1 protein-coding gene is annotated in these 550 nt (G+C 45.5%); it reads left to right on the top strand.

The annotated features are described in order from the left end of the window. On the top strand, positions 1 to 261 hold a 261-nt coding region (locus E7X57_RS12170), incomplete at its 5' end, for an HIT family protein (protein ID WP_135613256.1). Between the last annotated feature and the right edge of the window lie 289 nt (positions 262 to 550).

Raw genomic sequence — 550 nt, 5'->3', positions numbered from 1 at the left:
GAAATGCCTGCCGAGGAAGCCGGCGAACTTTTCGCCACCGTAAGGATGATCGCAAGACTGGTAGAAGATGCCGTCTCCGCAGCCGGCTCGAACATCGGCCTGAACAACAAGGCCGCCGCCGGCCAGCTTGTCCCGCCTGCCCACGTCCACATTATCCCCAGATTCGAAGGAGATGGCGGCGGATCCATGCATTCAATTGTATCCGTAAAGGGCGCAGCGGATGATCTGGAGGAAATGGCGGAGCTTTTGGTGATGGAGTGAGGAGTTTATCCTCATTTTTTGCATTCTTTACATAACTTGATCATTAAGGCGCATTTGCCCGGCTATCTTTGGAGATGCCACTTTCTGACGGCAAGTGGCCTGTCCAAGAATTTATTTATCTTATTCTAATTCTTGTTCTTCTATTGCCAATCAGAAGACAGACACCTTTTTAATCACAATATTAAGAGTGTTATACAAATCATTGGTTTATTCTTATTGATAACGCATGTAATCAAAAAAGGCGGTGTTAAATATTTCCACATTTTAACATATTTTTAGGTTTCCAGGC

Source organism: Methanococcoides sp. AM1, from assembly GCF_900774055.1.
Lineage (GTDB): Archaea > Halobacteriota > Methanosarcinia > Methanosarcinales > Methanosarcinaceae > Methanococcoides.
This window is presented reverse-complemented; position numbering and strand designations above follow the sequence as displayed.